Origin of the sequence: Ammoniphilus oxalaticus, from assembly GCF_003609605.1 — a bacterium.
Classification (GTDB): Bacteria; Bacillota; Bacilli; order Aneurinibacillales; family RAOX-1; genus Ammoniphilus; species Ammoniphilus oxalaticus.
Genome location: NZ_MCHY01000006.1, coordinates 21,701 through 44,657, shown reverse-complemented (window position 1 = coordinate 44,657; position 22,957 = coordinate 21,701). Strand labels below are relative to the sequence as shown.

Here is a 22,957-nt window from a genome sequence, read left to right as displayed (position 1 = left end):
TTTCACCTCATTCGTTTTCCTTAAGATGCCCCATTGTAACTTTTCTATAAAATACCAACCTTAAAAAAGAGTAAAAGATGTAAATCATATTTAACGAGATGAGTAGCGGGGCTGGATACAGGATAAACTGGGATATTTCGTCGAACGATCGTCCGATCAAGTTACTGCCCCAAAAATAGATAATATAGGCATATAGGAACCAGATTAACCCTAAAAAGGCATATCTCCCAAGCGCATAGACAGATAACCATGATATTTCCCGCTGTTTGAGTTGGGTTGTCGCCTTTGCCCAAAGATTTGGCTGATCAAATAAGTCGACCAATACCCAATACCCATCTCCTGGCAAAAGCGGCCAGAGGGCAAACACCATGCGGATCATATGCACAAAGAGGAACGTCCAAACCCAGGGCGCTGTTGACCCAACCACAAGACCAATGAGCGCCGCTAGCCCACAAACGATCACATCCGCGACAAACCCAGCGAGGTTGATCCGCATTCGCTGCCATTTTGATAGTTTCCAAGCTTCGTTGCATATAATATTTAAAAGGGGGATCGGTCCTGACCATTGCGCCGAAATCAAGAGATGTTGGTTGCGCGGCATCGTGAATAAATGACCCACCTCATGAAGCAGCACCGACACCGTCAGCAATCCCGCGACGATCCACTGTTCCTTTAAACCGATGATAAACACAAATGGGGTTGTGACTAAAAACAAGGCAGCAGCGAGGATTGAACTGGCAAGAACCAAACCGATTGCAATCGCGAACCAACGTTGTCCAAGCCAGGGATGAAGAATTAAATCTTGTTCCGAATTCTGTAGTGTCGCTTGAGCGGGCAAAACTTCTTTCTTTGCCGTGTTATTATCTATCAGCGCAAAAGGTGACCGTTCATCTAAGCCGATCCTATCAAGGAGCGCGAGAATGTCCTCTTCTTCCACCCCGACTATGTCAGAAACAGCTGAAATCGCTTCGTCATTGGCGAGTCTTTCCAGCGTTTCTTTCGTATCCGCATCAATTTGCAGCATACGGCCATCCGGACACTGCAGCCAAAATCGATCCGCATTCATTTTTCCAATTTGAAAGGTAGGCCTATCGATCGCTAGCAAATTGTTCACACCGCTTCCCCCAAGTTTCCCATTATAATAGCGCAGGATCCCCTTTTTTCATTTGGGAAGCTTGCTCGATTAAGTAGGACGCCAATTGTGACACAATCGAAGTCGGGGCTACCTGATCGAATCCTTCAAACATCGGACTCGGATTGCACTCAATACATACGACAGAACCGTCAGGCCGTAATTTAAAATCAATCCCGCTAAAAATAAGACCGAGCGATTCACACGCTCTGATGCTTATTTCCGCAATTTCGGGTGTAATTTCAAACGGTTGTACAGTGTGTGTTCCCTCGCGGTAATCAATCCCTTCCCCTTCAACGATAAACGAAGCGATCACTTTCCCACCAACGACAAACACGCGTAAATCTTTCCCGCGAATACACTCTTGGAATTGAACAGGCGCCGTCGCCAACGCTTCCAACCGCTCAGGATGCTGATCCTCTGCTGTTAACAAACGACACAACGCCCCACCTGCGACCGGCTTGTAAACGACTTCCCGTTCACGACTAAAATCGAGCAATTGCGCTGGATTTCCCGTCACCAATGTTTTCGGCACCGGAATGCCCGCCGCCCGCAACCGTTCTAAATGGTATGGTTTAGCGAAATGAATCATCAACGTGTCCACAGGATTGACGATTAATCGATTGTGGAATGGCGCTGACATCAGCCAAGAAAGCCACGTTGCATAACGTTCACGTTCAGCCGCATAGGCTGCGTAACCTTCCTCCGCTACTTCTGTCGCATCGAATGCCGGGGTAGGCAAAAACAACGCGCGTAAAAAATACACGTTCGTCTCCGTTAAGTCTCTTCCTTCAAAATGACTCTTTTCTTCTAATAGCGTTAAAGGAAAGGGGCGATTGGGCATGTTGTCAATAATAAACGGTCGGGCGCCCTGTCGCTCCAGTTCTTCAAACAAATAGAGACTATGCCGCTCCGTTTCTGAACCAATAATTCCAATTGAAAGTTCACTCATGTTATACCTCCTGCAAAACGATCATGATCTATGTAAAATAACGACGTCGCAGACCGATGGACCTGCGACGTCAATTGAGAAGAATTTTATTTTAACATGCCGCCTTCTTCACCGATCGCAAACGATGTCATAATCGGGCTACCTTCTTCACCGACCGCCATTGTTGTGACAGGGGGGCCACCGCCCTCTTCGCCAATCGCCATCGTCGTGATTAAACCTGGATCAACAGGCACAATCGGAGCAACAAACAATGGTGAGCTTGATTGACGCGTTTCAAGTTCTTCAATAAATAGCTTTTTCTTTTTCATGATTCCCTCTCCCTTTTTTGGAAATTTTTTGCCTATTCCGACGAGTTGACCTAAATATACAAAATAGGCTCCTAGCCTGTCCATAGTTAATAGAGGCTAAATATGACGAGTAGATTTTATATATATATTAAAAAGGAACTACCATCGCTCCCATTTATGGGTAATAAGTGGTGATGTGAGCGGTTTCCTTGTTATCGATCGCTGTCCAAATCAGGTTAAATTCATGATCTTTTTCTGAGCTGTCCTCTCCAATTCATGATGCCACCCTGCAAATGCGCTATATTTTTAAAACCCTTTTTGAACAAAATCTTTGCGGCGCGTTGGCTACGCGCCCCGCTTCGACAATACAACAGGACATCCCGTTCTTTTGGTATTTCATTTACGCGATCCTCAAATTGAGACAACGGAATATTGATCGCCCCGCGAATATGCCCCGTTTTAAATTCATCTGGCTCGCGCGCGTCAACTAAAAATGCATTGCGGTTATTCCTTAATTGATCATCAAATTCATTCTCTGATAAATTCTTTAACCCGTTGAATCGGACAAAACGTCTATAAAGCAGCCATCCGATCAGAACATACAGTAAAATCCTAAATAACAACGATAGATCCACTGAAAAAACCTCCTTTCAGCCTGCTTAAAACAGTCTATTAATATTCTACTCTGCCTTGCGGAACCACTTTATACGATTCAAATCCCTTTGTCTTTGCGTATGTTTCCGCTTCAGGCACTGATATAAATAACCCCTCCATTCTTTCACTCCCGTTTTCAAGAACAATTAACCTAACCGTCTTATTTTTCTTATTAACCAGTTTGTTGAAAAAATTACTAAACATTTTACCTAACATCATCTCTTCCTCCTTTCCAATGCTTGTTTACTAGAAAATACACTTTATTCCATCGATGCGCTCTACGCCCCAGTTCATTTTTATGATTAATATAAATGTATGTCTATATTTAAAATTCTGTACTATTAATAAAATTCCTTCGCGGTTTGTTTGGAATCATGAAAAAATCCCCGCCTTTAAAAGGATGGGGATTTTCGGTAATACATGTTTATACAAAAGAGCTTATGATTTCACAAGATGATCTATTCGTTTTTTACTTCCCTAACAACGGCTATATCCGCAATTTGCGCAACTCTTACAGCCTTCCGTATTGATCAGCGCTGCTGCTCCACAGGAAGGACAAATGTCCTTTCCTTCGAAGTCAAAATCTTCGTCTTCGAGTTCTGTCGCATTCATATCAGGCAAAGTGGTCGCGGCAACTAAGCCATTTGGATCTTGACCATCGAGATGGATTTCTAGCGCTTTCGCAACCGCGTCGGCTACCGACTCAACGCGATTTGGACCGAAACCAACCGCCCCTGTGCCACCAATTCCTTTCAAGTGCTTGATCAACAAACGCTCTTTGTTACCGTCCGGCAGCTCACCGAAACGCAAGAACAAAGTAGCTACTCTGCCTAACGCTTCAGACATTGCAAACACGTCAGAACCCGCTTTTCCAATGTTGACGATCACTTCAAACGGAGCGCCGTTCACATTGTTAATTGTGATGTACGCTTTGCCTAACGGCGTATTCATTTTATACGTCGCGCCTTGTAAAATTTGCGGCCTGCGCTGATATTTCTTTTCTTTGACAGGCGCCGCTGCCTCAACGGCGACTGCTTGCTTTTCTTCCGGCTCGTCCTTTTTCTCTGTCGTCAAGACCTGCGTATCCCGACTGCCGTCGCGATAGATCGTAACTCCTTTACAACCTAACTCAAAGGCTAATTCATATAAATCTTTCGTCTCTTCAACCGTGAAATCATTCGGCGCGTTCGCTGTCTTCGAAATGGAACTATCAACCCACTTTTGAATCGCAGCTTGAACGCGTACATGATCCTCAGCAGATAGGTCCTGCGCAGTTACAAAATAAGCAGGCAAATCCCGACCTGGATTTTCATTAAGCCACTCTTGGGCGATCGGCACATATTGCTTGTCCATCCCAAGACGACTTTGACGGAAATACTCAAAGGCAAAGTAAGGTTCGATTCCGGTGGACGTTCCAACCATCGTCCCAGTGCTGCCGGTTGGCGCTTGAGTAATTACTGTTACATTCCGCATCCCTTGTTTTTGAATCGCGGAACCGACCTCAGGGAATGTTTCGAGCAGATGTTTCATAAAGCCGCTTTCCAAATACTTATCGACTTCAAAAGCTTTGAACGATCCTTTTTCCCCGGCTATTTCCGCTGACGCGAGATAAGCCTCGCGAGCGATAAAACCGTACAACTTATCTAAAAACACAATCGATTCCGGACTGCCATAACGGACCCGCAACTTGATCAACAGTTCAGCAAGTCCCATTGAGCCTAGCCCGATCCGTCTCTCTTTTAATTGATTTTCCTTGTTTTCTTCAAAATGGTATGGCGTTGTATCGATGACGTTGTCTAGGAAACGCACGGAATGGCGCACACATGTACCCAGCTCGTCCCAAGCAACATCATCATTTAGTTCATCATAGAAACGCGATAAATTGATCGCTGATAAGTTACATACGCCCCAGCCCGGCAACCCTTGCTCCCCGCAAGGATTCGTGGCGATGACTTTATTAAAATACCAAGAGTTGGACATTTCATTGTAGCGTTCCATAAACACAACGCCCGGCTCAGCAGATTTCCAAGCGGACTCAATGATCGTATGCCAAACTTCTCTCGCTTTAACTGTTTTAAATACTTTGACCTCTTTGCCAAGCTCTTTCCACTTTTGGAGGTCGCCATCCCATATTTCATCGTATTCTGGATCAGTCGTGTCTGGAAATACAAAATCCCAATCGGCGTCATTTTTTACAGCTTCCATAAAATCGTTACTCACACAAACAGATAGGTTCGCATTTGTGACGAGACCGGCGGTTTGCTTAATCGTTGTAAATTCCAGCAAATCCGGGTGCCAATCCCAAAGCATTAACATAAGGGCCAAAAAAATTAAAATGTTACGTCGGTTCGCTACACCGACTCTCTAAGTCACCTTAGAGTTCAGACCATATCTTACGCCTTTTGGCGTCCCTGCGCTTCGAGTTCGCTTGAACCCTACTCTACTTGCTTTCGTATTCAAAAAAACACGCGCTTTCGATGGCCGTTGGACCTTCCCCATATCTTTTGACGTAGGGGCTTGGCTGCTGATTGTCTTTAACCTTCCATCATTTTTCAAGCATTCACGTTTATCGTTTCCGATTCCGTTGTAGCAGATGGAACATATGTCGCAATAGTTGATCTCACTTTAGCTAAGTTATTTAATATATCATCTTCCCAGAAACGAAGAATTTGATAGCCATTTCTTCTTGCAATCACATTCTTTTCTTGATCAATCTGAATACGTTCAAGTTGCCAGTCTTTGGGATTTGGGTAAAACTTGGGATTCGCATGCCAATAATCTCCGTCACACTCTATTACGATCTGATGTTTAGGGAGGACGAAATCAAACTGTCTTTTCTCGATACAGAAGGAATACCGATTGGTTATTCCCATTTTATTCAACATATTTTCCATAATTCTCTCAATTTTGGTTTTACGAAAAGATTGTGTTTGAAATTGACGTATCGTCGCATTACGAATCTTCTCAATCGTCTCGGCGCTATAGATTCCCGTTTTTCCTTTATTCCATGCAGGCCTGTAATTCTTCTTTCTGGTCATCGCTGTTTTTTTACCGATAACGGCAAAGTGTGCTTTTTTGTATTCTTCGCTCATTAATTTATGCCATTTTGCAACACCGATTGATCTAAGTTTATTACCGCAAACTTCACTACATCCTCGTATCCGCAAATCCTGATTTTCAAATAAAGTTCCGCAGACTACACATTTTCGAAACTTTGTCTTTGTATTACCACACGATTTGCTACAGTATGTATTAGGAACTCCCCTTCGAAGCTTAACGGTGTTTAAACAAAAATCACTGGCGCACTTCAAGTCCTCTTTCGTGTAATAGTACATTAAGAGGTAATCATGCAAGCTGATTGAATGGCTATGTAGCAAGTGAGATGTAAATCGCCCTTGTTTATTATGCAAAAAGAACATTCCGCAAATTCCACAAGTTTGCTCAACCTTCGCATCATAAGGAATCATAATAACACCCCAAATCCATTATACCAGAACAGATGTTCCTGTTCAATGATTTTGGTGTCAATTCCTAAAAAGATTTCCCAGCAATTCACAGGGTTAAGAGGCACCCCTTTTTACATACCTCTGCGCGAACCGCCCTGCTCTATTAGTCCTGTTGTATAACTAAATAATCCGCCCCAGCTGACCGACCCGCTCGATGAGCCGTTAACGCCTTTAACGAGCGCTCTTCTTGGTCTAAGCGAGGATAGGTTGATTCCAACCCCGCCGCCGCGCGACATAATTTCCGTCATTTCCGATAAGGTTTGCATGATCCCGCCGCGACTATCATGCGGGGATGGGATCACATAGCAGTTAAATAAGGTCAGTTCATCATTCGTTCCCGCCCCAGCGGCAATTCTTCCCCCAGGCACAAGCTTCCAATCATCAAGTAAATAACGAAATTTATTTTCCCATTCCTGTTGCTTCTCAGGCGTTTGTTCACACCGAGACATCGTATAAGCTAATCGGTCCCACAATTTATCGGGCGTTTCTTCAAGCGCCTTTACCATTTTTTCAGGAGTTGTCGTTATTTGTTCTCCACTGCGCAACTGAATTGTCACTTCATCACCGTCACGGCTAGAGACAACACCGACTTCTTTCATTGGGAAACGCGGGTCATCCTTCGTCAGAACGACCACTGTATCACCTTCCCCGATATGATCAGGGTCCAGATCCTTATCCGAATAACGATCCAAGAAGATCTTCTCGCTCAACCCCTCAAGTCGGTATGTAGTTTTTATAAAATCCATCCTTACTCCTCCATTTATATATAGAATTGACCTTACTCTCAGTTGTTTGTTACATTAAATATAGAGCCGTATATTAAGATACCACACACAGGCCCGCCTATCAATATATGGTTCATTCATATTCTATCAGCACTAGATATTGAGTCATATGCGCAATTCCGAAAAAAATCAAGTCTTGTATTTTTCACATCATTTAGGGAGGTTTTCGGAGACAAATGATCTTATACAACGATCAACTAGTCAAACGTGGGGACGTTCAAATTGGGATTGAAGACAGGGGCTATCAATTTGGGGATGGGGTTTATGAAGTCTTAAGTGTGTATGACAGTAAGATTTTTCGGCTAAAGGAACATCTGGACCGTCTATCTTATTGCGCGCAACAACTCGGGATTACTCTCCCAGTATCTCTCGCTCAGTTAGAAACTAATTTGTATCAACTAATCAAAACTGAAAATGTCCAAAATGGGCAACTATATTTTCAAGTGACACGCGGCGCTGCGGAACGAAACCACCTCATACCAGAATCTAGTCAATCTGTGCTAACAGGGTATGCCACTTTTAAGCCAAGACCCATCGAACATATGGAAAAAGGTGTGTCTGTGATCACAACCGAGGACATTCGCTGGTTACGTTGCGATATTAAAAGTTTAAATTTATTAGGAAGTGTATTAGCTAAGCAAAAAGCGGCTGAGCAAGGCGCTTATGAAGCGATCTTACACCGCAATGGCATTGTTACGGAGGGAAGCGCTTCCAATTTATTTATCGTAAAAGACGGCAAGCTACATACCCATCCAACAGGTAACTTGATTTTAAACGGGATTACAAGGGTGGCCGTGATTGAATACGCGAATGAACTTTGCATCGAAGTGATGGAACAGCCATTTACATTAGATAAATTAAAACGAGCGGATGAAGTCTTCTTGACGAGCACAGTCAATGAAGTGATGCCGATTATCGAAATTGATGGAAAAACCGTTGCATCAGGAAAAGTGGGCGAGCTCACACGACGCTTGCAACAAGTGTATGAAGCAAGACTTAAGCATCTTTAATGGACAAGCAAACAGGCGCAGGAAAACAATTTGTTCTCCTGCGCCTGTTTATATTAGAAAGCTGATCAGCAGCCTCTCTGTTTATGACTCTTTAAAAGGTTTTTCTCCAAAACTCCCCTAGTGCTATTGGATCTTATGAACTTCGTACACGATCCCATCTAGGCGATACATGCGAATTTTATCATTTTTACTGAGCATGTCCAATGTAATGCCTCGATTATCCGTTCCACGCACGAATAGATCTGGATCGTATCGATAGCTTCTCACATTTTCGATCGCATAAATAAAGTTGTTATCTTTGTAATAAAATTCTTCTGTTACTTGCTGCATCTTCGTCAGACGCTTTTTACCGCCCAGCCACGTTTGAACGATTACGCGGTCATTGACGACCAAACTGTTCAGTTGGGTATATTCATTATTACCATACTCAATGACGTCGCCTGAATTAAACGTGTATACCGCTGTCGTCCCGTCATTTTTAGCCAAAGTAAATTGTTTCTTATCCTGATCAACATGTGTGACCATGCCCTTATCGCTTGGCAATACGGCTAGGTTTTTTAGATCATCGCCGAGGTAGCTCGCTTTGACGATATCTCCTTTGTTGAAGTCAGTAATTTTCGGAATCGATTTGCCAGGAACCTCTAGTTCTACATTCGTATTTAACGTCATACTGTAGGAGTTTCCTTTTTCATTCTTAACGTTTAGTCGCTTGCTGCTTTCATAAACATCTGTAACGAGATAAGCAAACTCGCGCTGAACCGCAATATCAGTAATCCGATTGTTTTCATCTAGCTTGACTCTTACTTGATCTTGCAACTCCAAATCCGATAGATCGGCGCCGCCTTGATGACGGATGACCATATCGTAATTGTTATCTACATAATACGGAACTTGTTGACCATTTTCATGTGCGAGTGTAAGCAGTCTACGATCTTTATCCACCCTTACGACTTTCCCGCTCAAGCGGTTGTCCACTTCAAAATAAACAATTTTATCTTCAAAAAGTTGGACTTTCGCTCGCATATCTTTTTTAATATCCGCTAAACGCGTCGACCATTTGCCATTGATAGACAGGTCATACGTTGAACCAAAGTCGTACGGATGGTACGTTTTTTGACCATTTGTTTCTTTTTCTAAAATGACAGTCCCCGATCCACTGTCTACAGCGTAAACTTTTCCTTCGATCAAACCATCATCCACTACTGCGTTCCCCGCGCTGCGATTCATGATGTTTAGTGTTTGAATCTGGCCATCCGAACCGATGCGTAATTTCACATCATCCCCCGCTTGAATCGTTTGCGAAGTTGTCGCCGTTCCTTGCAATGTAATCTCAGCATCCGTCGCTAACGAATATACTTTTGCGGCTTGATCCCCCGCGCTTGTAATCGTGATATATTTTTTGTCTGCTGAAACTGAAATAATTTTACCTTGTTCGACAATCTCAGTCACTTTTATTTCAACAACTTCATTGTCTTTTAATTTAATCTCAACTTCCATTTCGCCGCTAAGTCCCGCTAATCCCGTTGCTCGACGATCCGGATATTGAACAGTCGCGTCTTTATTAAGTGTGTATACTTTTGCTGACTGCTGTTCACCATGTTGCAAAGTGATCAGATTGTTAGTCAAATCAACTTCATAAATCGTACCTTTACTGCTCCCTGCGGCGCTGCCTGTGATGAGATACGCTTTGCTTACTTGTCCACCTACAAAGGTGAGTTCAATCGTATCCCCTTCATTGAGATCATCGATCGACTTAACCGTTCCATCTTTCGATCCATAAACAACACCATCGGATAAGTAAAAACTAGTCAGTCCTTCGGAGGTCGTTAAAGCGACTGTCTTTAACGGTTTGACAACTTTCGTGATCGTTCCTGTAATCACTTCTTCCGCCGCGTCTTCATCTAAAATTTGGATGAATTGCGCCACATCAGGCTTACCTGGCGTATATAACGCGTAAATCGGTTGGAATCGTTTGATCACCGAAGATGAAACTTTTTTGTAATCTTGGAATATCGCTGTATCGCCCGTCACTTTCAACTTGCGATTGCCATCTTTCGTTCCAATCAACCACTCATCGCCTACAGACAATATTTGTCCGCGCAGTTCGTTTCCGACAGGATTTGACATGAAGCGTTCTGCTTTACTGATCAACACTGTCATTTGAGCCCGCGTAACATTTTCCTTTGGTTTAAAGCTGAACGTGCCATCATCATTTGGAAAACCGCTGATCAGCCCGTAATCGTCGGATGCGGCCAATTTCACATAGCCATCCGCCCATTTGGAAATATCTCTTGCGTCCGTAAACGAACGACTATCGTGTTTAATAGCGAGCGCTTCGGCTTCCTTATCAATCATCCGCACTAACAGTTGGGCAATCCATTCGCGTGAAGCTGCGTATTCCCCATGGAAGCGGTCCCCTTCATCTACTCGCAACAAATCTTCCTGATGAGCAAAAGAAACATACTTTTTCGCCCAATCAGCCACTCCTTTGTATTGAGCGGAATGATCTTTCCCTTTGTAATTTTCTGCTTCTTGCTCATAGCCCATTGTCTTAATTACCATGACAAGCGCTTGCTGTTGCTGCACACCTTGATCTGGAAGAAATTGACCTTCAGGGGTCCCAACAATAATGCCTTTCAGCGACATTTTAGTAATGTCCTGTAAGGCCCAGCCTTGTTTGGGGCCTACGTCTGAAAATCTTTTTGCGGCAGCCGTTGTCGCCGGGGCATAGCCAGCAACCCAAACACCGAGCGCAAGAAATAGAACAAGCGCTCTTGAGACAGCCGCGATTACCTTTTTAGTCATGTTGTTAGCTCCTCTCCTTTGTATAAATGCAGTCATTTATGTACAGACAAATGACATCTTACCCTCATAACTGAAAAGGAGGAAACGAATTCCTCCCTACCCAATTAATTTTCGACACTTTTATCCCATTTCCTTTTTTTTCACCAAACTTTTTTGCCGAAATTTATCTTTTCCAGTTCCAATCGCTCGAGCCGTATTTTTGCTCGGCCAGTTGCTTAGCAAGCGTTTGTTCTTGTGATGTGAGCTCGCCTCGCTGCAGCTCAATTCCCAACCCCTCTTCGAATCCTTTAAAAAAGGCTTGCTTCGCTTCGGATAAACTAATTTTCTTGTCGCTTAAATGATTGATCGCCACCGCCTTCTCCAAAAACGACGCCTTCAATCTTTCTTTAACTCGTTCCGAGCTAAACTTAAGCGTGTCAAATAGCATCTCCACATCCCAATCGAGAATAATCGAACCGTGTTGCAGAATCGTTCCCTTTTGCCTCGTTTGAGCGCTGCCCGCTACTTTTTTTCCCTCAACAACGAGCTCATACCATGACGGGGAATCAAAACAAGCGGCAGACCCGGCGGAAACGTACTTCGCTTTCTCGGCTTCGCTTGCCAGCGAAACCATCTCCGCCTCCAAGCCCAATTGTTGGAACCCTTTTAATAAGCCATTACTGATCACGCGATACGCCTCATTCACTTGCGTTGGAATCCCTGGATACTGTTCGGAAACAATCACACTATAGGTCAGTTCCTGATCATGCAGCACAGCGCGTCCGCCAGTTGAGCGGCGCACAAAACCAAGTCCGAATTTACGCACTTTTTCAAAATCAATCTCCTGTTCGGCCTTTTGAAAATAACCGATAGATAAGCTCGCGGGATCCCATGTATAAAATCGAATCGTCGGGGGCGTTTCGCCCAAACTATGCGAGGTCAGCAAAGCCTCGTCGATTGCCATATTCATCGCTGGCGATAAGCTGCCTGAATCAATAAAGCGCCATTGCCGCTTCTCCCTCATCCCTATCCCGTCCTCTCATCGTCACTTTTTTTCTGTTCCTAGTCTATCATTTTTATAGATCGAACGGCGCATAAAAGAAAGAGGACTGCCCATTTGGGCAATCCTCCTGTACTTGAATAGAATCAGTTACTGTTCTTGTTGATAGCGTAAAATCGGACGACGGGCGGCGGTGACTTCATCCAATCGGTTCACGATCGTATGATGCGGCGCTTCTTGGACGATCGTCGGATTCTCCTCCGCCTCTTTTGCAATTTGTATCATTGCCTCGATAAATTCATCCAGCGTTTCCTTCGCTTCGGTTTCAGTCGGCTCAATCATCATGCACTCCTCAACAATCAACGGGAAGTAAACCGTTGGCGGATGGTAGCCGAAATCGAGCAATCGCTTCGCGATATCCAGCGTGCGAACACCGAGGTTTTTCTGTCTACTGCCAGATAAAACGAACTCATGTTTACAGGCCCGATCAAACGGCAACTCATAATATGGAGCCAACTTACGCATCATGTAGTTCGCGTTTAAGACCGCTTCCTCCGCGACGCGAAGCAAACCTTCCGGTCCCATCGTTCGGATATACGTATGCGCTCGAACATTGATGCCAAAGTTTCCATAATATGCTTTGACCCGCCCAATTGATTGTGGGATATCGTAGTTCAAATAGTATTGATCACCGTCTTTCCCAACAACGGGCGCTGGCAAAAATGGAGCAAGCGCATCTTTACAACCGATCGGTCCAGAGCCCGGGCCGCCCCCGCCGTGCGGACCTGTAAATGTTTTGTGCAGATTCAGATGAACCACATCAAAGCCCATATCGCCTGGTCGCGTGATGCCTAAAATCGCATTAGCATTCGCCCCATCGTAATAAAGCAAGCCGCCCGCTTCATGAACGATTTCAGCAATTTCTTTAATCTGCTCTTCAAATAAGCCTAATGTATTCGGATTAGTCAACATTAACGCGGCCGTATCGGATCCGACCGCTTGTTTCAATCCTTCAATATCGACTTCGCCTTTTTCATTGGAAGGAATCGTCACCGTTTCGAGCCCCGCGACCGCAACACTGGCTGGGTTCGTCCCATGCGCCGTGTCGGGAACGATTACTTTCGTCCGTTGTTCACCGCGACTTTCATGATAAGCCCGAATCATCATCAGAGCCGTCCACTCCCCTTGCGCGCCCGCGGCGGGCTGTAAGGAGACTTGGCTCATTCCCGTAATTTCTTCTAACTCTTGTTGCAAATTATACATTAATTCGAGGGCGCCTTGCATCGTCTCTTGCTCCTGATATGGATGGACCTGCGTAAAACCTGCGTAACGAGCCACATCTTCATTAATTTTCGGATTGTATTTCATCGTGCAGGAACCAAGCGGATAAAACCCCGAATCAACGCCATGATTCCGAGTCGATAGTTCCGTGTAATGTCGCATTAACTGCAGCTCAGAAACTTCTGGCAATTCGGCCGGCTCTTGACGGATATATTGTTTTGGAATCACGCTCGTCACATCGACTTCGGGCACATCGCACTCAGGCAAACTATAAGCGGTACGCCCTGGTCTACTCATCTCAAAAATTAAAGCTTTGTCTTTATTTTTAACCACGCGCAAACCCCTCCAATCCTTGAACAAACGAATCGATCTGTTCTTTCGTTCGGATTTCCGTGACAGCAACTAATAGGTGTCCCGCTAACTCAGGATAATCTCTCCCAAGGTCATAGCCGCCTACGATCTGCCGCTTTAACAACGCCCGATTCAGGTCGCCCACTTTACCTGGAACTTTGACAACAAACTCATTAAAGATCGGCGCTGAAAATGGAATCTGGTACCCATCTAATTGCGCAATCGCTTGTTTCGCGTATTGTGTTTTCTGAACATTTAACAACGCCATCTCTTGAACGCCGCGTTTACCGAGCGCCGTCATCGCCACGGATGAAGCAAGGGCCATTAGCGCCTGGTTCGAGCAAATGTTTGAAGTCGCCTTCTCGCGACGAATATGTTGTTCTCGCGCTTGCAAGGTCAACACAAAACCTCGTTTTCCATCTTGGTCTGTCGTCTGTCCGACAATGCGCCCAGGTATTCTGCGCATTAGCTTTTGCCTGACCGCAAAATAACCGCACGTCGGTCCACCTAGCTGCATCGGAATCCCGAGTGGTTGGACGTCGCCGACAACAATGTCAGCCCCGAACGCCCCTGGCGGTTGCAACATCCCTAACGCCAACGGATTAGAAGAAACAACCAGCATCCCATTGTGACGATGAGCAATTTTTTCAATCGCCGCCAAATCTTCAATCGAACCGAGAAAATTCGGGTATTGAACGATCACCGCCGCCGTTTGTTCATCGACCGCTGTTTCTAACGCCTGCAAATCGGTCATGCCGTCGACGAGATCAATCTCCACCACTTCATACCCTTGACCTCTTGCGTTTACTTTCAAAATCTGACGGGCCTCGGGATGAACCGCCTTCGAGACGAGAACTTTCTTTCCGGATTTTCCGCCCACCGCCAGATTACCCGCCTCCGCCAATGCGGTCGGTCCATCGTACATCGAAGAATTGGCCACTTCCATTCCCGTCAATTCACAAATCATCGTTTGAAACTCAAAAATCGCTTGTAGTTCACCTTGACTAATTTCCGGTTGGTAAGGGGTGTACGCTGTGTAAAATTCAGAGCGGCTAATGACATGATCGACTGTGCTTGGGATGTAGTGATCGTAGATTCCCGCTCCCAAAAAGTAAGCGTGGTTGCTGCTATTTACATTTTTTCCGGCTAACTTAGAAAAGTATTGTACGGTATCGACTTCAGACAACTCTTTCTGAATGTTCAGCTTTCCTTTGAATCGAATCGCTTCAGGTATATCAGAGAATAGTTCATAAACATCCTCAATCCCTAAAAAAGACAACATTTCTTGTTTGTCTTCGCTTGTCATCGGCAGATAACGATAGCGCGCCATACTACTCCTCCTTCACTTATGCTCATGTATTTTGGCTTCTGTAGGCCAGTGATTAAGCCGCTTACGCTTAGCTCGGCCGTCGATAAAATGGGATCGGAACAAGCTGAGCCTTCAACCGCCTACCGCGAATTTCAATCGCCAATTCGCCGTCCGCTTGCAGGGCTTCCGTCTTAACCAACGCCAGTCCAATGTTTTTCTTCAAAGTAGTAGATTGCGTTCCCGATGTAATCTCCCCAACCTGCTTCTCCCCGAGATAAACAGGATAACCGGTTCGTGGGATGCCGCGATCAATCATTTCAATCCCGACAAGTTTACGCGCAACACCTGCTTCCTTTTGTTTACGCAATGCCTCTTGACCGATAAATGGCGACTCCTTATCTACTTTGACCGCAAAGCCAAGCCCTGCTTCCAATGGGGATATATCGAGACTAAGCTCCTGACCATACAACGGCAATGTCACTTCAAAGCGAAGCGTATCGCGGGCCCCTAACCCGCATGGGAGCAAGCCATCGGCTTCGCCCGCTTGCAATATCCGTTCCCAAAGCGAGAGAGCATCCGCCGACTGGCAGTAGATTTCAAAACCATCTTCTCCCGTATAGCCTGTACGCGAAACGAGGGCGCGACTGCCTGCGATTTCAACATTTTGTTTAAAACGAAAAAAGCCAATTTCGGACAAGTCCTCGTTAGTCAGTTTTGCTAGGATCGTCTCCGCTTTCGGCCCTTGAATCGCAAGCAAGGCCATTTCCGAGGAAATATTTGTAATTACGACATCACCTGCTTGGTGATGCGTCAACCATTCAATATCTTTGTCTATATTTGAAGCATTAATGACTAACATATAATCGTTGTCCGCTTTTTTATAAATAAGTAAATCATCGACCGTGCCCCCATCGGGGTAGCACATGAACGTATATTGGGCCTGACCGACTGCAAGCCGAGCGACATCGTTCGTCGTTACTCGTTGCAAAAAAGTAAGCGCGTCTGGGCCTTTAACCTCAACTTCGCCCATGTGAGAAACGTCGAACAGACCAGCAGCCTCGCGAACAGCTTGGTGCTCCGCTTTGATACTAGAAAATTGAACAGGGAGAGCCCAGCCGCCAAAATCAACCGTCTTGGCTCCATATTTTTCATAAACGGGGTACAGCGGTGTTCTTTTCAACTCACTCATACGAACCCTCCATTCTCTATTTTGTGTTGCAATCTTCACCCAATGGGATGTTCATATACTCAATAGTATGCGTCAGCGCCGCGGCATTACGCCTTAAAGACTTTGTTCTTGCCCATCGCCCCATAAAAGTGAACGCCAAAAAGGACAGTCGTAGAGCTTCCGCTAGTTTGCTCCTCTGTCCTTCTATGTTTAGAGACGACCCCCTTTCCGATAAAAACGTTACCGCCACGAGTTATGTCGGATCCAGCGTCGATTCAGAAGTACTGTTGCCTGAGAGAGTCACCAGCCAACGGCTTGCTCTTTCAGCTCATCCTATGAAGTTTTGCCCTGGACCACTCTTACGATGATCCCATTTTTTGAGTATGAAAAGCTCTTTTTTGTTCCATCCTATACTAACAGTATCCAATACATCGTAGCTTAGCGAGGTTCAGGTTTCGAACTCGCGCTAGAAGCTCTACCTAAAATTCAAAGATCGGACGCAGATGATAACGACATACGATTATTTCAATTTTATCATAGTTTTTTCCAAAAAGGAATGCCGTGTTGTGAATTTCTGGAAATAGGAAAGGAAGTTATATCGATGACTACGATTCCTGTTCATTATGATCGTGAATGGATCTCAGAATTAAAAACACGTACCGAAGCAGACGGTCCCTGGCATAAATGGGAACTGTTCCAGCTCGCATACGAAGCGGAAGAAGTTACTTCCGTGACTAACTTTGATCAGTTGCAATGTTTAAAACACTTGCCGCAATTGGAACCTTTTCCGCATCAACTTGATACAGCCCAACGCGTCGTTACTGAAATGAACGGACGCGCCATTCTCGCCGATGAAGTCGGTCTCGGAAAAACAATTGAAGCGGGATTAATTATAAAAGAGTATATGGTCCGCGGGCTCGCAAAGCGCATCCTCATTTTAACGCCAGCTTCGCTCGTAATGCAGTGGACGCGTGAGTTGAACCAGAAGTTTGGCATCCCGGCCATTGCCCAAAAGAAAGAGTACATGTGGAAACAATATGAGATTGTGATCGCCTCAATCGATACCGCAAAGCGAGACCCGCACCGCCAGCATGTATTGGACCAAGCTTACGATATATTGGTGATTGACGAGGCTCATAAATTAAAAAACAGAAAAACAAAGAACTATCAATTTATAAAAGAAATTAAAAAGAAGTACTGCTTACTTTTAACGGCGACGCCGATCCAAAACGACCTTGACGAGCTCTATAACCTCATTACATTGCTTAAACCGGGGTACTTAGGTCAAACATCGGAATTCCAAGAAAAATACGTCGAAAGCAAACGTCAAGCGCGTAATCATGAGGTATTACAAGAAGAATTGAAAGAGATTATGATTCGCAACAAGCGCAGCGACGGAGGGTTATTCTTTACGAAGCGGATCGTTGAAACGGTCCCGATTGCATTGACCGCGGAGGAAAGAGAGTTATATGAAGGCGTCACTTCGTTCGTGCGGGAACAATATCAAAACGCCGTTTTTAAAAACCCGTTGTCGCTGATTACATTGCAGCGCGAAGTATGTAGCAGCCGCTTTGCCGCGTTTGGAACACTCGTTAATATGCATGACAGGCTAGCGGAAGACTCACCGGCGCGAGATGAAATTGTGAAGCTAGCGGAATTAATTCGCAACATCAAAACGAACACAAAAGCAGAAAAAACGTTGGAGCTGATTCAAGCGACAGACGATAAATTTATTATTTTCACCGAATACCGCAAGACGCAAGAATACTTGCATCATTACTTAGCTGAACACGGGATTACTTCCGTGATGTTCCGCGGCGGGTTTAAACGCAACAAAAAAGATTGGATGACGGAACTGTTTGAAAATCGGGCCCGCGTAATGATCGCGACCGAAGCCGGCGGTGAAGGGATTAACCTTCAATTTTGCAACCGAATTATAAACTATGACCTGCCTTGGAACCCGATGCGTGTGGAACAACGAATCGGACGCGTGCACCGCCTCGGGCAAAAAAGAGATGTCTATATCTACAATTTAGCGACCAGTCAAACGATCGAGGAACACATTTTGAATCTGCTCTACGAAAAGATCAATCTGTTTGAAATGGTAATTGGCGAACTCGACACGATCATTGAACAACTTCAGTTCAACAAGTCGTTGGAGAGCAATTTAGTCGATATTTTCCTTGAATCAGAAGACCACCGCGAAATGGAAGTAAAGATTAACAATATCGGTGAAGTCGTGCGGATGCAGATGGACCAAACGCAGACGAGCGAAGGGATGATGCGACCTTGATGAATCAAGCAGAAATCCGAAACTACATCGAAAACTATTTCAAGGCGTTTGAAAGTGAATTTGTGGAATCGAATGACGCTTATTTTTCCGTAGAATTACCGATTGAAGTCGATAAAGATTTAGGTAACCGACCGTTCTATTGGACCTATGTTGAAAAAATTGGCATCCCTCACAATCCGTTAACACTCACCTTCATTTTTGATCGGGAACAAACGCCTGAAGAGATACGCGGGGAAGAACTTCCTTTCGGCTCACGTCGGCTTCACCAAATTTTTGAATCGGCAAAAAAACATGGTAAATTCGCCCGTCTGTACGAGACACCGCCGAACATTCCAACGGGTTCGCTTCCCTCATTTCCGCTCACACCATGGCTGTGCGTTAATTACAAAATTGAATTTATTTGTGATCAAAAAAGGGACTTATTGCTGCCGCTTGGAATCAATTTGATTTCAGGGCAGATCGTCAAGGATTTCTATAATCAGGTAAACAGTTTGCCATTAACACCGAAACTTCCAAATTACACGTTTACGATGCAACCGATCTTCGGCTTGGAGTCGGCGGCCAATCGACTCGAACAATATATCCAAAGTATCGTCGACAAAGAAGACGACGAGTGGGCCAAGCAAGCCAGTCGTAGATTGGAAGAAGAGAAGCAGTTAATTGAAGCTTATTACTGCGAAGAAGTGAATCAGCGAGCGAAACAAGGAGAAGAAGAGGAAGCGGAGCAGCTCCGTCAACAGGTTCAAGACGAAAAAGAAATGCGGTTAAAAGAATTGATTTGGCAATTCGAGCCTCGAATTCAAGTGACCGCGCTCAACACGGGATTGTTTTACTTACGCAGCCAAATCGAGTAAAACTGTCAAAATCGACCGACAAACATTAACAAAAAATGTATATCTCCTTCGGTAAAATAAGAAACAGAATCACTTAAATACGGAGCGGTTGATACGGAGGAATTGCGCATGAAAAAAACGTTATGGGCGCTCGTCGTTCTTTGTTTGCTTGCGGCGCCCTTTATTGGACAAGCTGAAACACCGCAGGATGAATGGCGTCAACAGATTGTCCGTTGGACTGAACAGCTTGCGGCCGGTGATGATCGTTTCAACGCTTTTCCAAAAGCGGATCGACGCTGGCAGTCGGTAGGAACGAACAGAGATGATTGGGTCGTCACATTTGAACAATCGAATCGGCCAATCGGCTATCTTATTGTTGGCGAGGAAGAACGGGCGCTCCGTTTATTGGAATACGGTCTCGGCGCTCATCCTTTATTTACTGAGCAACCGTTCGTTCCTTTACCATCAGACACAAAGACACCGTTTTACGCCGGGTTACACTCCGTTTGGATCACAGACGACGGACTGATTGACGCCAAATCTGGGGAACACTATCCGCAAACCGCTAAACGCCCGTCCAATTTTAAACCGATTGACCCGATTTACGAACGCGCCGCTTTAACCGCGGTCCAGCTATCACGCTACGCTGACAACACCCAACCGTGGATCAAGCCAGAGGGGAAAATAACCGATGAGCCCGATTTAATTGAACACTTGGACAAAGGATTAAATCTGTCTTATGTCGCTCATCTTTTTGAAGGCGAAATCTTAGCCCCCTTTGCGACACGCGGCTACCATCGTTGGGGTAAGTCTATATACGTGGAGTTAGAAGACGATGGAAGTCGCTTCCTGCCTGTTAAACACGCCTTGCAATGGGGAGTTTTTTATCCATAAGAAAGAGTCTAAGCAACCTTAGACTCTCTTCTTCTTTGCTCGTTTATTTGCGATAGAAAGACGCAAGGCCATCGGAATCATCCCAAAATAACGGGATGACCATTGTTCTCGCGGTCCCTTTTTCTTTCGTTCCGCTTTCGGTGTATCAATATAACGGACAAATTCTTCCGTCATATACTTGACGATATCATTTGTTTTCATCGCTAGATCACCTCTTCATCCGTGTCCTAGCCCTAGTTTCCCCCTTTTACAACCGATTCATTCGTGCTTTAACGCGGCTTCGATTTCTGACACAATCTGCTCGACGCTTTTGGCGGTCGTATCGATTTGAATCGGGGCAAAGCGGTACACGTCTTTTCGTTGTTCTAGCAACGTCATCACTCGTTCTTCCAAATCACCCTGTAACAACGGTCGACTTGTATCTTGTCGCAAACGTTCCACAATCTCTTGAACAGTCGCTTGTAGACAGATCACGGTTCCGCCCGCTAACATGATCTCTCTATTTTCTTGCTTCAGCGGCGCTCCGCCGCCCGTCATCACGACTTGCTGTTGTTGTTCTAAAATTTCAGTTATCGCTTCCGTTTCGAGTTGTCGAAAATGGGCTTCGCCGCGCGTCGCAAAAATTTCACTTATCGCTACTCCTTGTTGTCGCTCAATCCATTGATCTGAATCAATCGGACGCCAGCCGAGCCTTTCAGCTAACGCTTCGCCAATCGTTGTTTTCCCGACACCCATAAACCCAATCAAAATTACGTTTTGTTTTGTCACACTGATCACCTCATCCAGTCGAGCCAACGACTTTGTTCCGTTTCATATAATGCCGTAATGTTGCTTGTATATATGGAATCATAGTCCCCTTTTGCCGTAATTACAATGACCGTTTTTGACCTCGGCTGAGGTTGAATTGAAACGGTCGCTGTTCCATTTGCCAATGAATATATCTCACCTTTAAAATAAATCGGGTCTTGTAACCATGCATTAATAGCCGTATATACGCCCGCTTCCGCGTTTCGCTCCGCCTGTAATTTACCCCACTCATGCTCGATATTTTGGCGATAAGCCACACTGTTTGGCAAAAAAGCGATCAGATACAAGAGTAGCAATGCGGTTAATAACAGAACCGGCGCAAAAACACTCCCTTGTTCATGCTTCAACATTATACCATTCCTTTCTAAGACCGCTGTTAGTTTCGCGCAAGAGATGGAAGCGGGAGAATCGATACAGTTTCGATCGAACTCCGATTTCGTTTTAAAGCTAATTTAACTTCTACTGCAGAATCTAAAGGACGACTCTCAAAATTTTGGACATAATAGCAAACCGTAACGTAACCTTCGCCGCCTTTTTGTCGAATGATACTCTCTTTCCTTTTTATATAATCCAACCAAAAATTATCGTGTAGAAACGACAGCTCTCCCCGCTTGATTATCAGTTTTTCCCCTCTGCCGCTTTCCCTTTCCAAGTAATGGATAAATGCGGCAGCCTCCTGATGCAACTGAATGACCTCTTTTGTCGTTTCAATACGCATCTTCATGGAATAAAACAGTTGCCCATAGAGCGTAAACAGCATCACACACAAACTGATCGCCATTAACAGTTCAATTAAGGAAGAACCATTTTGTAGACAAACTGTGTTTTTTCGTAAGGCCTCTCGATCGTTTGCCACCGAATCGTTACCTCCCCTTCCACGACAGCGGAATCAAACAGCCGCTCTTTGATCTCAATCTCACACGTTTCGCGCTTATATGAACCCGCTGCCACCGTACCTTGTTGCCAGGCGCGTCCAATTTGTTTCATCTCCCAAAACATGTCCCATTCCGCGGCCGTCCGCGATAATTGCTTTGACAGGGCCCCATATAATGGCAATGCCACAGTGAGCAGGACGCTAATTGTTAACAGGACAATCACAAGTTCGAACCAGCAAAACCCGCGTTCATCATTCATTGCGTCGCGCTCCTTACATCAAAACAGCCACTCGATAGCTGCACGACGATATGGTAGCCCCGTCCGTTTCGCTCAAGCAGTTTAAACGTTCCCCCTTGGGAAACTTGTCCATCTATCCGAAACCACAACCGATCATCATTAAAATTACTTGTGAATGTCATCCCGTTGGGCGCAAAAACCATTGGTCGTCTAACACCATTAAACGAAATATAGTAACTTCGACTGTTTGGAACAACGCTCAAGTAAGCCGCTCCTTTTTTTGCCCTTGCTTCTGCCGCGACAAGACTTAAATCGTTTGTAAGCTGTTCGAGAAACTGCGCTGTTTGATATCGCTTTACTGCGTGATGAATGTGAGGAACAGAAATAAGCAAAAGCGTGGAAAATATAGCGAGGGCAACCGCTAGCTCGAGCAGACTATAGCCGTTGTGGTTATGATCACTTCTACCCATGGTTTGTACAGGTTACTTTGATCGGATCACTGCCTTCCGCTTTATAAACGCCTTGATTCGGACATTTAGGTATTTCTCGGAAGTAATCTGTCTCCTTAAAAAATGCGTCGCCGATTGTCGGATATTCACGGTGCTCAAAGTAATAGTGCTCCATTTGCGTTTCGATCAATTTGAGATTTGCATCACAGCTAATTTCTTGGGCTTTGCCCATCACCTTTTTATAGTTAGGGATTCCAATTAATAACAAAGTGGCCATAATCGCGACGACAATACTAAGTTCTAAAAAGGAAAAACCTCGTTGATCTTGCCATTTCACCATGATCATTCC

23 protein-coding genes and 1 pseudogene are annotated in these 22,957 nt (G+C 44.9%); 4 read left to right on the top strand and 20 right to left on the bottom strand.

Annotated elements, in window-relative coordinates:
* Positions 1-7: 7 nt before the first annotated feature.
* The 8 genes and pseudogenes from BEP19_RS02235 to BEP19_RS02200 form a co-directional block, all read right to left on the bottom strand.
* A complete protein-coding gene (locus tag BEP19_RS02235; RefSeq protein ID WP_120188213.1) occupies positions 8-1,114 on the bottom strand; it encodes a zinc metalloprotease in 1,107 nt (368 codons plus the stop codon).
* A gap of 22 nt (positions 1,115-1,136) precedes the next feature.
* Positions 1,137-2,084, bottom strand: coding sequence for an ATP-grasp domain-containing protein (locus tag BEP19_RS02230; RefSeq protein WP_120188212.1), 948 nt, complete (start codon positions 2,082-2,084; stop codon positions 1,137-1,139).
* 86 nt (positions 2,085-2,170) lie between these two features.
* Positions 2,171-2,392: a hypothetical protein gene (locus tag BEP19_RS02225; protein ID WP_120188211.1), complete on the bottom strand. Its 222-nt coding sequence runs from the start codon at positions 2,390-2,392 to the stop codon at positions 2,171-2,173.
* A 221-nt stretch (positions 2,393-2,613) separates the two neighbouring features.
* Positions 2,614-3,006 carry a rhodanese-like domain-containing protein gene (locus BEP19_RS02220; protein ID WP_120188210.1) on the bottom strand — a complete coding sequence of 131 codons (393 nt, stop codon included), beginning with the start codon at positions 3,004-3,006 and terminating at the stop codon, positions 2,614-2,616.
* Between the two features lie 37 nt (positions 3,007-3,043).
* Positions 3,044-3,244: a hypothetical protein gene (locus BEP19_RS02215; RefSeq protein WP_147393758.1), complete on the bottom strand. Its 201-nt coding sequence runs from the start codon at positions 3,242-3,244 to the stop codon at positions 3,044-3,046.
* 258 nt (positions 3,245-3,502) lie between these two features.
* Positions 3,503-5,311, bottom strand: a complete 1,809-nt coding sequence (locus tag BEP19_RS02210) for an adenosylcobalamin-dependent ribonucleoside-diphosphate reductase (protein ID WP_245983250.1) — start codon at positions 5,309-5,311, stop codon at positions 3,503-3,505.
* A 266-nt stretch (positions 5,312-5,577) separates the two neighbouring features.
* Positions 5,578-6,492: an endonuclease domain-containing protein gene (locus BEP19_RS02205; RefSeq protein WP_120188208.1), complete on the bottom strand. Its 915-nt coding sequence runs from the start codon at positions 6,490-6,492 to the stop codon at positions 5,578-5,580.
* 116 nt (positions 6,493-6,608) lie between these two features.
* Positions 6,609-7,277, bottom strand: a pseudogene (locus tag BEP19_RS02200) (adenosylcobalamin-dependent ribonucleoside-diphosphate reductase); the annotation flags it as partial.
* 215 nt (positions 7,278-7,492) lie between these two features.
* Between BEP19_RS02200 and dat the strand changes: the two are divergent.
* Entirely contained in the window at positions 7,493-8,326 is an 834-nt protein-coding gene (gene dat / locus BEP19_RS02195) for a D-amino-acid transaminase (RefSeq protein WP_120188207.1), read from the top strand.
* A 123-nt stretch (positions 8,327-8,449) separates the two neighbouring features.
* Here dat and BEP19_RS02190 read toward each other — a convergent pair whose 3' ends face one another.
* From BEP19_RS02190 to gcvT, 5 genes are all read right to left on the bottom strand, one after another.
* Positions 8,450-11,131, bottom strand: a complete 2,682-nt coding sequence (locus BEP19_RS02190) for an S-layer homology domain-containing protein (RefSeq protein ID WP_170145229.1) — start codon at positions 11,129-11,131, stop codon at positions 8,450-8,452.
* Positions 11,132-11,294: 163 nt separating this feature from the next.
* On the bottom strand, positions 11,295-12,134 hold the full coding sequence (locus BEP19_RS02185) for a lipoate--protein ligase family protein (RefSeq protein WP_120188205.1): 840 nt from the start codon (positions 12,132-12,134) through the stop codon (positions 11,295-11,297).
* A 126-nt stretch (positions 12,135-12,260) separates the two neighbouring features.
* Positions 12,261-13,724: an aminomethyl-transferring glycine dehydrogenase subunit GcvPB gene (gene gcvPB / locus BEP19_RS02180; protein ID WP_120188204.1), complete on the bottom strand. Its 1,464-nt coding sequence runs from the start codon at positions 13,722-13,724 to the stop codon at positions 12,261-12,263.
* Positions 13,717-15,072 (bottom strand): aminomethyl-transferring glycine dehydrogenase subunit GcvPA, encoded by a 1,356-nt coding sequence (gcvPA, locus tag BEP19_RS02175; protein ID WP_120188203.1) that lies wholly within the window; start codon positions 15,070-15,072, stop codon positions 13,717-13,719. Before gcvPA ends, gcvPB begins: the two co-directional genes overlap by 8 nt.
* 67 nt (positions 15,073-15,139) lie before the next feature.
* Positions 15,140-16,240 (bottom strand): glycine cleavage system aminomethyltransferase GcvT, encoded by a 1,101-nt coding sequence (gene gcvT, locus BEP19_RS02170; protein ID WP_120188202.1) that lies wholly within the window; start codon positions 16,238-16,240, stop codon positions 15,140-15,142.
* Positions 16,241-16,820: 580 nt separating this feature from the next.
* Between gcvT and BEP19_RS02165 the strand changes: the two genes are divergently transcribed.
* From BEP19_RS02165 to BEP19_RS02155, 3 genes are all read left to right on the top strand, one after another.
* Positions 16,821-18,512: a DEAD/DEAH box helicase gene (locus BEP19_RS02165; protein WP_120188201.1), complete on the top strand. Its 1,692-nt coding sequence runs from the start codon at positions 16,821-16,823 to the stop codon at positions 18,510-18,512.
* Positions 18,512-19,366, top strand: a complete 855-nt coding sequence (locus BEP19_RS02160; RefSeq protein ID WP_120188200.1) for a YqhG family protein — start codon at positions 18,512-18,514, stop codon at positions 19,364-19,366. The genes BEP19_RS02165 and BEP19_RS02160 overlap by 1 nt, the downstream gene beginning before the upstream one ends.
* A 108-nt stretch (positions 19,367-19,474) precedes the next feature.
* A complete protein-coding gene (locus tag BEP19_RS02155) occupies positions 19,475-20,239 on the top strand; it encodes a hypothetical protein (protein WP_120188199.1) in 765 nt (254 codons plus the stop codon).
* A gap of 18 nt (positions 20,240-20,257) precedes the next feature.
* Here the strand turns inward: BEP19_RS02155 and BEP19_RS02150 are convergent, their stop codons facing one another.
* Genes BEP19_RS02150 through BEP19_RS02120 form a run of 7 tightly spaced genes read right to left on the bottom strand, consistent with a single transcriptional unit; the run spans position 20,258 to position 22,948 of the window.
* A complete protein-coding gene (locus tag BEP19_RS02150) occupies positions 20,258-20,440 on the bottom strand; it encodes a YqzE family protein (RefSeq protein ID WP_120188198.1) in 183 nt (60 codons plus the stop codon).
* Positions 20,441-20,497: 57 nt separating this feature from the next.
* Positions 20,498-21,007, bottom strand: a complete 510-nt coding sequence (locus tag BEP19_RS02145) for a shikimate kinase (protein WP_120188197.1) — start codon at positions 21,005-21,007, stop codon at positions 20,498-20,500.
* A 5-nt stretch (positions 21,008-21,012) separates the two neighbouring features.
* A complete protein-coding gene (locus tag BEP19_RS02140; RefSeq protein ID WP_120188196.1) occupies positions 21,013-21,396 on the bottom strand; it encodes a hypothetical protein in 384 nt (127 codons plus the stop codon).
* A 26-nt stretch (positions 21,397-21,422) separates the two neighbouring features.
* A complete protein-coding gene (locus BEP19_RS02135; RefSeq protein WP_147393757.1) occupies positions 21,423-21,902 on the bottom strand; it encodes a PilW family protein in 480 nt (159 codons plus the stop codon).
* Complete coding sequence (locus BEP19_RS02130) at positions 21,839-22,180, bottom strand: hypothetical protein (protein ID WP_120188194.1); 342 nt, start codon at positions 22,178-22,180, stop codon at positions 21,839-21,841. Before BEP19_RS02130 ends, BEP19_RS02135 begins: the two co-directional genes overlap by 64 nt.
* Positions 22,177-22,629: a prepilin-type N-terminal cleavage/methylation domain-containing protein gene (locus BEP19_RS02125; RefSeq protein WP_120188193.1), complete on the bottom strand. Its 453-nt coding sequence runs from the start codon at positions 22,627-22,629 to the stop codon at positions 22,177-22,179. Before BEP19_RS02125 ends, BEP19_RS02130 begins: the two co-directional genes overlap by 4 nt.
* Positions 22,622-22,948: a competence type IV pilus major pilin ComGC gene (locus BEP19_RS02120; RefSeq protein ID WP_170145228.1), complete on the bottom strand. Its 327-nt coding sequence runs from the start codon at positions 22,946-22,948 to the stop codon at positions 22,622-22,624. Before BEP19_RS02120 ends, BEP19_RS02125 begins: the two co-directional genes overlap by 8 nt.
* Positions 22,949-22,957 lie beyond the last annotated feature (9 nt).

Coding starts and splice junctions, on each gene's coding strand:
- gcvPA (WP_120188203.1), bottom strand. CDS start 15,072: ATGGCGCGCTATCGTTATCTGCCGATGACAAGCGAAGACAAACAAGAA.
- BEP19_RS02165 (WP_120188201.1), top strand. CDS start 16,821: ATGACTACGATTCCTGTTCATTATGATCGTGAATGGATCTCAGAATTA.
- BEP19_RS02130 (WP_120188194.1), bottom strand. CDS start 22,180: ATGAATGATGAACGCGGGTTTTGCTGGTTCGAACTTGTGATTGTCCTG.
- BEP19_RS02215 (WP_147393758.1), bottom strand. CDS start 3,244: ATGATGTTAGGTAAAATGTTTAGTAATTTTTTCAACAAACTGGTTAAT.
- gcvT (WP_120188202.1), bottom strand. CDS start 16,240: ATGAGTGAGTTGAAAAGAACACCGCTGTACCCCGTTTATGAAAAATAT.
- BEP19_RS02150 (WP_120188198.1), bottom strand. CDS start 20,440: ATGAAAACAAATGATATCGTCAAGTATATGACGGAAGAATTTGTCCGT.
- BEP19_RS02205 (WP_120188208.1), bottom strand. CDS start 6,492: ATGATTCCTTATGATGCGAAGGTTGAGCAAACTTGTGGAATTTGCGGA.
- BEP19_RS02155 (WP_120188199.1), top strand. CDS start 19,475: ATGAAAAAAACGTTATGGGCGCTCGTCGTTCTTTGTTTGCTTGCGGCG.
- BEP19_RS02120 (WP_170145228.1), bottom strand. CDS start 22,948: ATGGTGAAATGGCAAGATCAACGAGGTTTTTCCTTTTTAGAACTTAGT.
- BEP19_RS02125 (WP_120188193.1), bottom strand. CDS start 22,629: ATGGGTAGAAGTGATCATAACCACAACGGCTATAGTCTGCTCGAGCTA.
- BEP19_RS02185 (WP_120188205.1), bottom strand. CDS start 12,134: ATGAGGGAGAAGCGGCAATGGCGCTTTATTGATTCAGGCAGCTTATCG.
- BEP19_RS02140 (WP_120188196.1), bottom strand. CDS start 21,396: ATGTTGAAGCATGAACAAGGGAGTGTTTTTGCGCCGGTTCTGTTATTA.
- BEP19_RS02160 (WP_120188200.1), top strand. CDS start 18,512: ATGAATCAAGCAGAAATCCGAAACTACATCGAAAACTATTTCAAGGCG.
- BEP19_RS02190 (WP_170145229.1), bottom strand. CDS start 11,131: ATGACTAAAAAGGTAATCGCGGCTGTCTCAAGAGCGCTTGTTCTATTT.
- BEP19_RS02230 (WP_120188212.1), bottom strand. CDS start 2,084: ATGAGTGAACTTTCAATTGGAATTATTGGTTCAGAAACGGAGCGGCAT.
- dat (WP_120188207.1), top strand. CDS start 7,493: ATGATCTTATACAACGATCAACTAGTCAAACGTGGGGACGTTCAAATT.
- BEP19_RS02225 (WP_120188211.1), bottom strand. CDS start 2,392: ATGAAAAAGAAAAAGCTATTTATTGAAGAACTTGAAACGCGTCAATCA.